Source organism: Marinobacter sp. (assembly GCF_014859525.1).
Classification (GTDB): Bacteria; Pseudomonadota; Gammaproteobacteria; order Pseudomonadales; family Oleiphilaceae; genus Marinobacter.
This window is the reverse complement of the sequence record NZ_JACUUB010000086.1, coordinates 1-10,289: the sequence shown is the minus strand read 5'-3', so window position 1 is coordinate 10,289 and position 10,289 is coordinate 1. Positions and strand designations below refer to the sequence as shown.

Genomic DNA, 10,289 nt, shown 5'->3' with positions numbered 1-10,289 from the left:
ACCGGCGAGGCAAAAAAGGGTCAGTCCCCGTTCGGGGACAGACCCCTGAAGACCCTAGTGCACACTAGCTCCCTGCTTAGGCTTGTTGCCAAAACACACCTGAAACACATCGTTATAATGCTTGGCAAAATTTACCGAAAGCCCTTCCTTCAGGTAATCCGGCAGCTCCTCGTAATCGCCCCGGTTGGCTTCCGGCAGGATCAGGTTGTTGATCTTCTGCCGCCGTGCCGCAATCACCTTTTCCCGAATACCACCTACGGGCAGCACCTGCCCGGTCAAGGTCAGCTCACCGGTCATCGCCAGGTTTTGCTGCGGCGCTTCCTTGCGGGCGATGGAGAGCAGGGCGGTGGCCATGGTCACACCCGCGCTCGGTCCGTCTTTGGGCGTCGCGCCCTCCGGCACATGCAGGTGAACAAATGACTTGTCAAAGAACGTCGGGTCGCCTTTAAAGCGTTTCAGGTTGGACGACACATAGCTGTAGGCAATCTCCGCCGATTCCCGCATCACCTCGCCCAGTTGCCCGGTCAGCTTGAAGCCGCGCTGGCTGGTGTGAATACGTGAGGCTTCGATACTCAGGGTGGCCCCGCCCATGGCGGTCCAGGCCAGGCCGGTGACCACGCCGGTGCCTTTCAAGGATTTCTCTTTCTTGAATGCCGGTTGCCCCAGGTAACTCACCAAATCAGAGACGCCCACCTTGACCGGTTCATCCGGCTTTTCCAGCAGCTTCACAATGCCCTTGCGGATGATCTTGTGCAGCAGCTTTTCCAGGTTCCGCACGCCGGCTTCCCGGGCATAGCCTTCAATTACCTGGCGCATAGCCGCGTCGGTAATGTTCAGTTGTTTTTTCAACAGCCCGGCCCGTTTTAGCAGGCGTGGCAACAGGTGGTGCTTGGCAATGGCCAGTTTTTCCTCGCCAATGTAGCCGGACAGGCGAATCACATCCATCCGGTCGAGCAGTGGCCGGGGAATCGTATCCAACTGGTTGGCCGTGCAGATGAACAGCACCTTGGACAGGTCCATGCGGACATCCAGATAATGATCCAGAAAGTCCTTGTTCTGTTCCGGGTCGAGGGTTTCCAGAAGGGCAGAAGCGGGATCGCCCTGATAGGACGAGCCGATCTTGTCGATCTCATCCAGCATGATCACCGGATTGGCCACCTTGCTGTCCTTCAATGCCTGTACAAACTTGCCCGGCATGGCACCGATGTAGGTGCGACGATGGCCTTTGATTTCGGCTTCATCGCGCATACCGCCCACACTGAACCGGTAAAACTCCCGGCCCAGTGCATCGGCCACCGAATGGCCAATCGAAGTTTTGCCCACCCCCGGTGGGCCAACCAGCAGCAGTATGGAACCACTCACTTCACCCTTGAAGGTGCCTTCGGCCAGGAACTCGATAATGCGGTCTTTCACATCGCCCAGGCCATCGTGGTCACGGTCCAGAATCTTGCGGGCTTCGGCCAGATCAAAGTGGTCTTCGGAATGAACGCCCCAGGGTACCTGGGTAATCCAGTCCAGGTAATTGCGGGTAACGCCGTATTCCGGGGAGCCCTGCTCCAGCACACGAAGCTTCTGCACTTCGTCTTTGAATCGCACCTGCACAGCTTCTGGCGGATCGAGCTTGGCCATGCGTTCTTCAAAACGCTCCACATCCGCGGTCTTATCGTCTTTGGCGATACCCAGCTCCCGCTGGATCACCTTCAATTGCTCGCGCAAGAAGAACTCACGCTGGTGCTTTTGCACCTTCTCGTTCACTTCCTCGTTGATCTCGGATTGCAGGCGCGCCACTTCCTGTTCTTTGCGCATCAGCAAGAGCACCCGCTCCATGCGCCGGAGTAGCGGCACCGTATCCAGAACATCCTGCAATTCGCGGCCCGGCGCGCTGGTCATTGAAGCGCCAAAATCCGCCAGGGGTGAGCTGTCTTCCGGGCCAAAGCGGGACAGGTACTGCTTGACCTCTTCGCCATAGAGCGGATTGGTACGCAGCAGCTCCTTGATGGCGGCGATAATGGCCAGGGTGTACGCCTTGAGCTCGTCTGCCGGTTCCTCCGGCTCCTCTGGATATTCCACTTCCACCAGATAGGGTGGCCGGCGGCGCAACCACTGAACGATCTTGAAACGTTGCATGCCCTGGGCAATAAACTGAACCTTGCCGCCCTCACTCTGGGCATGGTGAACCCGTACCGCACAGCCCATGTTTTCCAGTTCATCGCTGGCGGGAACGCTGGTTTCGGATTCCGGGTTTTCCACAAAACAGATGCCCAACATCTTGTGGTCGGTCTCTGCCACCCGCTTGAGGGTTTCCTGCCAGGGGTCTTCATTGACCACTACCGGTTGCACTTGCGCCGGAAAAAACGGACGGTTTGTTACCGGTAGCAGATACATCCGCCTTGGCATCGACTGCCTGGGCAGTGCCAGGCTTTTGCTGTTTTCGTCTTTGCCGATGTATTCGGTAACGTCTTCTTCAAAATCTTCCAGGGAGTCTTTGCGGCTCTCGTTGTTCATACCGTTTGCTCTCAAGGTGTGAGTGATTAACAACCTATGTGACGGCAAAGGTCGGTTTTTCAAGCTGGCTTGATTTTTAGTCACTTGGCCCCAATACCAAAGCCATCACACGTTTTATTAATCGGGAAAACCTATGACAGCTTCGCCGTACATCTTTGATGCCACCATGGACAATTTCCAACAGAAGGTTATGGAAGCCTCTGCCAGCACACCAATCCTGGTGGATGTGTGGGCCGAATGGTGCGCCCCGTGCAAGCAGCTGATACCGATACTGGAAAAGCTGGCGGAGGAATACCAGGGCAACTTTCAGCTGGCCAAGGTGAATGCCGATGAGCAGCAGGAGCTGACCTCATCGTTAGGCGTGCGCAGCCTGCCAACGGTGATCCTGGTAAAAGACGGCCAGGCCGTGGACGGCTTTAACGGTGCCCAGCCAGAAAGCGAAATTCGCAAGGTGCTGGATAAGCATATCGAAGCCCCGGCGGAAGACCCTTATGAAAAGGCTCACGCTCTTTGGGATGCCGGTGATGTAGACGGTGCCCTGGTGATTTTGACCGAGCTGAACCAGAAAGACCCGGAAAATCTGGATGTACTGATTGACCTTGCGCAACTGAAGGCCGAGCAGGGTGATCTGGAAACTGCCGAACAGGTGCTGGATAGCCTGCCGCCGGAAGAAAAACTGCAGCACAAAGCCAAGCAGCTGGCGGCCCGAGTGAAGTTTATGCGCCAATCGGGCGAGTTGCCTCCGCAGGCAGAGCTGGAAGCCAAATTGGAAGCCAACCCTGAAGATCCAGAAGCTTTGCATCAACTGGCCCTGCACAGAGTGCTGCAAGACAATAATGCCGGCGCCATGGACCTGCTGATTCGCCTGATGCAGGCGGACAGCACCTACAAGGACGGCATCGCCAAAACCACACTGGTGGAACTGTTCGAGAAACTGGGCAACAACAATCCGGACGTGCGTACCTACCGTAGGAAGCTGTACACCCTGATGCACTGACCCGGCATCAGGAATCGCAGCGCGAGGCCGGATAACCCTGTTACCCGGCCCATTAACCCGACATCCCCGCCATGCTCAGACTCCCGCCCCAGCCAGACAACTGCGAACTGTGTGAGCGTCCCGTTGCCAGGCTGACCCGGCATCACCTGATTCCCAGGCATCTGCATCGTAAAAAGCGGTTTCAGAAGCTGTTCAGCAAAGAGGAGTTGATTACCCGCACTTTGTGGGTCTGCCGGCCCTGCCATAACGCGATTCATCGGGCGCGTTCGGAGTATGAGCTGGGGTTATATTACAACACGCGGGAGCGTTTGCTGGAGTTGGAGGAATTGCGGGTGTTTGTAGAGTGGATTCGGGAGAAGCCGGCGGGGTTTGTGCCGAAGAAGGGGGGGTGAACAGGCCCGCCGGAGCGGGCCCATTGCCAAGAGGTTATGCCTTGCCTTGCTTCATCGCCTCAAACTCATCCTCAAAGAAGAACACCTCCTCCCCGAAGGCGGGCTCCAACTCATGCAACCAGGTGGCGGTCTCGCTGTACTTGGCGAAGAACGGGCGCTGCACCCAGTCCGGGTTGCGGCCCTGTAGGAAGCGCAGTACGAACACCTTTTCACCCTGAATGTTGGCGATGCCCTGGATCTCCACCTTACCGGGGCCGGCGCTCATGCTGGGGCCACGAGCGGTGCGGGCCAGACCGCTGACTTTTTTCATCGCCTCGCGGTAGATGTGGTAGGCCTCGGCCAGGGGCACCTCGAAGTAGTTCTTGGCGCCGGTGTCCCGCTCTACAAACATGTAGTAGGGGATGATGCCCAGCTGAACTTCTTTCTTCCACAGCCTGGCCCAGTCATCAGCGTTGTCGTTCACGTGCTTGATCAGCGGGCCCTGGGCGCGGATTTCGGCGCCGGTGGCGCGGATGCGACGGATCGCTTCTTCGGCGATGTCGGTGGTGATTTCCTGCCAGTGGTTGTAGTGGGCCATGATCGCTACGTGCTTACCGGCATCGACCAGTTTGGCGAACAGCTCGATCAGCTCGTCGGCATCTTTGTCGGTGACAAAACGGTACGGCCAGAAGGTGAGGGCCTTGGTGCCGATGCGGATGGTCTGGATGTGGTCGAATTCCGGCTCAAGCAGCGGCTCCAGGTACTGAACCAGATTCTTGGTCTTCATCACCATAGGGTCGCCACCGGTTACCAGCAGGTCGGTCACTTCGGTGTGTTCCTGCAGGTAGCCGTGCAGCTTTTCAGCTTCGGTGCTCGACATCTTCAGGTCTTTGTCGCCCACAAACTGCGCCCAGCGGAAGCAGAACGTGCAATAAGAGTGGCAGGTCTGGCCCTGGGCCGGGAAGAACAGCACGGTTTCGCGGTACTTGTGCTGCACGCCGTCCAGCACTTCGCCGTCCAGCTCCGGCATGTTCATTTCCATCTGGCCGGCCGGGTGCGGGTTCAGTTCGTCCCGGATAATTTTGGCGGCGGCCTGGATGTCTTTCTTGTCGGCGCCGTCACGGTGCAGCTGCGCCATCTGTTCGTAATGTTCGTCCGTGAGCATACCTTTTTGAGGGAACACGAGCTGATAGATGGGGTCGTTCGGTACCTTGTCCCAGTTAATCAGTTCATTGATCACATATTCATTAACCCGGAACGGTAGCACGCTGGCCACCACTTTCATTTCGAACAGGGTCTCTTCGGGGAGATTCTGGATCGCCTCAATTTTGTCGAGCTGGCGGTCGGTAAAAACCTTGAACCGGCGTTCCTCGAATTCCTGAACCGGGATGCGGTTCGGAAAGGTGACGATGGAGTTCATAGATCGCCCTCTGATTGGATGAAAACGTGTAAAGGAGGGGTTTGCCACTTCCTTTATTGGTCAAAAAACGGGCAGGCAAGTATACATAAATCGAAATTCATTTTCAGGTCTAATTAATAATCGGCCAGTGATCTTGTCTTGTGTGCCGTTAACTGTCGATAAATTACGTTATTAAGCGTAAAAAGTAGCTAACGTCGTTGAAAAAGTGATCGTTTAAGTCTTTAGCTATGCGATGAATATGGTGCCGGAAATGGGGGAGACATTGGTATGAGTCGGATTGTTTTTATTATCGAAATTCGACATTATTACGTAACTAAAAGTACATAACAGGGTTTTTGAGGGCATTAAAACGCCTGTTTGTTTGTGTTTTTGGGTGGTTTTGTAGTAAAAATACGAAACTTTTGTTCGCAAGCGATTTCCGGGTAACCGCGAACGCCTTGTTCGGGCCGGCCATGAGCCAAAAGCCTTACTGCTGACCGGTCCTGCGGCAGGAAAAATATGAAAGCTGTTCTATGCTTGAAGAACGTTATTTGCACTGTTCAGCGTTTTTCACAGACTGATGTGCCCACAATAAAACTGCAGATTATTGCAGCTTTTCGCTATTGCACCGTGTGCGGCTGCTGATCGTGGCCCACGTTGCACATTAAGATGCCAAGGGGAGGATTTGATGTACCAGGACGATGATCCCACTGAAACCAGTGAATGGCTTGATGCGCTGGAATCTCTGATCGAGAACGAAGGCGTAGATCGGGCCAAATTTATTCTGGAAAGATTGTCAGAGCGCGCCAGCAGAGACGGCACCGAGCTGCCCTACGCCATTACCACGCCGTTTCGCAATTCCATTCCCGTTGCTCAGCAGGCGCCGATGCCCGGTGATCTGTTCATGGAACGTCGAATCCGTTCCCTGATTCGCTGGAACGCCATGGCCATGGTGATGCGAGCCAACCAGCGGCCCGGAGACCTGGGCGGCCATGTGTCGTCTTTCTCGTCTGCCGCCACCCTGTATGACGTTGGCTTCAACTACTTTTTCCACGGTGGGGACGAAAAACGCGAATCCGACCTGGTCTATTTTCAGGGGCATTCGTCGCCGGGCATTTACGCCCGCTCCTTTCTGGAGGGCCGGTTCGAAGAGTCGGATCTGGACAAGTATCGTGAGGAAGTTGATGGCACTGGCCTGTCCTCTTACCCCCACCCCTGGCTGATGCCGGATTATTGGCAGTTCCCGACCGTATCCATGGGTCTGGGCCCGATTCAGGCGATCTATCAGGCGCATGTGATGAAGTACCTGGATAGCCGGGAGCTCATCGAAATGGGTGATCGCAAGGTCTGGTGTTTTGTCGGCGATGGCGAATGTGACGAGCCAGAAACCCTGGGCTCCATTTCCATGGCCGGCCGCGAGAACCTCAGCAACCTGGTGTTTGTGGTCAACTGCAACCTGCAGCGGCTGGATGGCCCGGTACGGGGCAACGGCAAAATTATCCAGGAACTGGAAGGCGTGTTCCGGGGTGCTGACTGGAACGTGGTCAAAGTGGTCTGGGGCCGTCACTGGGATCCTCTGTTCGAGAACGACAAAGACGGAAAAATGCAGCAAGCCATGGACGAAGTCTGTGATGGCGATCTGCAGAACTACAAGAGTAATGGTCCTGCCTATACCCGTAAGCATTTCTTCAACAAGTTCCCGGAGATGGCCAAGCTGGTTGAAAACCTCTCGGATGAAGATATCAACAAGCTTAACCGTGGCGGCCATGACCCATACAAAATCTACGCCGCCTACCACCACGCCATCCACAAAAATGGTGGTCGGCCAACGGTGATTCTGGCCCATACCATTAAAGGTTACGGCTTTGGTGAGGCAGGAGAGGCCCAGAACACCGCCCACTCCCTGAAGAAGCTGGACATTGAGCAGCTGAAGTCATTCCGTGACCGCTTTGCGGTGCCGCTGAAAGACGAGGAGCTTAAAGACGTGCCTTACTACCGGCCAGCGCCGGACAGTCCGGAAATCGTCTACATGAAGAAGCGCCGGCAAGAGTTGGGTGGCTTCTATCCCAAGCGCCGCAAAGACAGCCAGCCGTTGCAGGTTCCGGAGCTGGACATCTTCAAAGCCGTGCTGGAAGGCTCCGGTGATCGCAAGATTTCCACCACCATGGCGTTCGTCCGGTTGTTGACCGCGCTAACCAAAGACAAGCGTATTGGCAAGCGGATTGTGCCCATCGTTCCGGACGAAGCCCGTACCTTTGGTATGGAAGGCATGTTCCGCCAGTTGGGCATTTACACCGCGGAAGGTCAGAAGTACGTCCCGGAAGATCGGGATCAGATCATGTACTACCGGGAAGACAAAAAAGGCCAGATTCTTGAAGAAGGCATCAACGAGGCCGGCTCCATGGCGGCCTGGATGGCTGCAGCAACGTCTTACAGCACCAACAACTTCCCGTTGATTCCGTTCTACATTTTCTACTCCATGTTCGGCTTCCAGCGGGTTGGCGACCTGGCCTGGGCCTCTGGCGACATTCAGGCCCGCGGTTTCCTGATCGGTGGCACCGCCGGCCGTACTACTCTGAACGGTGAAGGTCTGCAGCACCAGGACGGCCACAGCCACGTATTGGCCAACACCATTCCTAACTGCAAGGCCTACGATCCGGCTTACGGTTACGAAATGGCCGTGGTGCTTCGCCACGGTATGAAAGAAATGTTCGAAGACAACAAGAACGTCTTCTACTACCTGACCATCGAGAACGAAAACTACGAACAGCCAGCGATGCCGAAGGATTGTGAAGACGGCATTATCAAGGGCATGTACAAGTTCGAGTCGGTAGAGGCCAAGGGCGGCAAGAAAGCCTCCCGGGTGCAGTTGCTCGGCGCCGGCGCCATTCTGAACGAGGTTCGTGCGGCGGCCCAGTTGCTGAAAGACGACTGGGGTGTGGGGTCGGACGTGTGGAGCGTTACCAGTTACAACGAACTGGCTCGTGATGGCCAGCACGTTGAACGCTGGAATCGCCTGCATCCGGACGACAAGCCCAAGAAAGCGTATGTCACCCAGTGCCTGGAGAAGCAATTCGGACCGGTGGTGTCGTCCACCGATTACATCAAGCTGCACTCCGAGCAGCTCAGGGCGTTCATTCCCAAAACCTATCTTACCTTGGGTACCGACGGCTTTGGCCGCAGCGATACCCGGGAAAAGCTGCGCAGCTTTTTTGAGGTAGACCGTTACCACGTGGCGGTCAGCGCGCTGTCTGCCCTGGCGCAGGATGGTGAAGTGAAGAACGATGTGGTTCTTGACGCGATGCGCAAGTACGGAATCGATCGCAACAAAACGAACCCGGTGCTGAGCTAAGGAGACCGCAATGAGTGAACAGGAAATCAAGGTTCCGGATCTCGGCGGTGCGGACGAAGTCGAGATAATTGAAATCACCGTCAGCGAGGGGGACTCGGTTCAGGAAGAAGACCCGATTCTGACGGTAGAATCCGATAAAGCCTCGGTTGAATTGCCCGCCCCTGGCGCCGGCAAAATCACCAAAATTACCGTTAAAGTGGGTGACAAGGTGAAAGAGGGCGATGTGATCGGCACGTATGACGCCAGCGATGACGCGGGTAGCTCAGGCGATGGCGATGATGCCGGCGAAGAACAAGCCGAAGCCAAGACCGAGGCGAAACCGGAAACCAACGCTGAAGACAGCAAACCGGCGCCCAAAAAGAAATCCGGCGGTTCCCGCACCGAACTGGTGAAGGTGCCGTCCCTGGATGGCTTTGACGATGTGCCGGTAATTGAAATCAACGTGGCTGAGGGTGACACCATCGGTGTTGACGACCCGCTGGTGACCGTGGAGTCCGACAAAGCCACCATGGAAATTCCGTCGCCCTATGCGGGTAAAGTCGGCAAGATTCTGGTCAAAGAAGGCGACAAGTTGTCTGAAGGCAACGACCTGCTGGAAATGACCGTTGAGGAAGAGAGCAGCGAGGCTGACGAAGCTTCCGATTCTGACGACAAGGCAGAGACCAAAAGCCAGGATCGCCAGCCTGAGCAAAAAGCGGATAAGCAAGAGCCTGCGCCACAGCCACAAGGCTCCACTTACGAGCCACCGGCCCCAGGCGCCAAGGTTCATGCCGGCCCTGCCGTGCGCAAGCTGGCCAGGGAATTGGGTGCCGATCTGGCTCGAGTGAAAGGCTCCGGCCCGAAAAACCGCATCATCAAAGACGATGTGCACGCCTACGTGAAGAGCCAGCTGCAGCAATCCCAGCAGGGTGGCTCGGTAGGCACCGGCTCCGGCATTCCGGGTGTGAAACTGCCTGACTTCAGTCAGTTCGGTGATATTGAGCGCGAAGGTATGTCGCGCATGATGTTCGCCACCGCGAACAACATGCAGCGCAGCTGGCTGAACGTGCCCCACGTGACCCAGTTTGACGACGCCGACATCACCGAGATGGAAGACTTCCGCAAGGCCCAGAAAGCCGCCGGCGAGAAGCGTGGTGTGAAGATGACCCCGCTGCCGTTCCTGCTCAAGGCCTGTGCTGCCGCCTTGGCGGAACTGCCTCAGTTCAATGTGTCTCTGGATATGGAACGCAAAGAGGTGGTGCGCAAGAAGTACATCCACATCGGCATTGCGGTCGACACGCCCAACGGTTTGATGGTGCCGGTGATCCGGGATGTCGACCAGAAAGGCCTGTGGGAACTGGCCGCCGAGAGCGCCGAACTGGCTCAGAAGGCGAGGGACAAGCAGCTCAAGCCGGCAGAAATGCAGGGCGCCTGCTTTACCATCACCAGCCTGGGTGGCATTGGCGGCACCGCGTTCACGCCCATCGTGAACACACCGGAAGTGGCCATTCTGGGTGTCTCCAAGGCATCCATGAAGCCCGTGTGGGACGGCAAGGCATTCCAGCCACGGCTGATGCTGCCGCTGTCGCTGTCTTACGACCACCGGGCGGTGAACGGGGCCGATGCTGCCCGGTTTACCAACCTGCTGACGCAGTTGTTGGGGGATATTCGTACCCTGCTGTTGTA

General features: G+C 56.4%; 6 protein-coding genes. 4 read left to right on the top strand and 2 right to left on the bottom strand.

Annotated elements, in window-relative coordinates:
- Positions 1–54: 54 nt before the first annotated feature.
- On the bottom strand, positions 55–2,505 hold the full coding sequence (lon, locus tag IBX51_RS13125; protein WP_291831734.1) for an endopeptidase La: 2,451 nt from the start codon (positions 2,503–2,505) through the stop codon (positions 55–57).
- 133 nt (positions 2,506–2,638) lie between these two features.
- Between lon and trxA the strand changes: the two genes are divergently transcribed.
- Complete coding sequence (gene trxA / locus IBX51_RS13120) at positions 2,639–3,502, top strand: thioredoxin (protein WP_291831733.1); 864 nt, start codon at positions 2,639–2,641, stop codon at positions 3,500–3,502.
- Positions 3,503–3,573: 71 nt separating this feature from the next.
- Positions 3,574–3,894 (top strand): hypothetical protein, encoded by a 321-nt coding sequence (locus IBX51_RS13115; RefSeq protein ID WP_291831732.1) that lies wholly within the window; start codon positions 3,574–3,576, stop codon positions 3,892–3,894.
- A gap of 34 nt (positions 3,895–3,928) precedes the next feature.
- On the opposite strand, the gene IBX51_RS13110 is transcribed toward IBX51_RS13115, so the two are convergent.
- The gene (locus IBX51_RS13110) at positions 3,929–5,293 is read right to left on the bottom strand and encodes a lysine 2,3-aminomutase (RefSeq protein ID WP_291831731.1); all 1,365 of its coding nucleotides are present in this window, start codon (positions 5,291–5,293) and stop codon (positions 3,929–3,931) included.
- Positions 5,294–5,960: 667 nt separating this feature from the next.
- On the opposite strand from IBX51_RS13110, the gene aceE reads away from it, so the two are divergent.
- Both aceE and aceF read left to right on the top strand, forming a co-directional pair.
- On the top strand, positions 5,961–8,624 hold the full coding sequence (gene aceE / locus IBX51_RS13105) for a pyruvate dehydrogenase (acetyl-transferring), homodimeric type (RefSeq protein ID WP_291831730.1): 2,664 nt from the start codon (positions 5,961–5,963) through the stop codon (positions 8,622–8,624).
- A gap of 10 nt (positions 8,625–8,634) precedes the next feature.
- Positions 8,635–10,289, top strand: a 1,655-nt coding sequence (gene aceF / locus IBX51_RS13100) for a dihydrolipoyllysine-residue acetyltransferase (RefSeq protein WP_291831729.1), incomplete at its 3' end; no start/stop codon positions are given.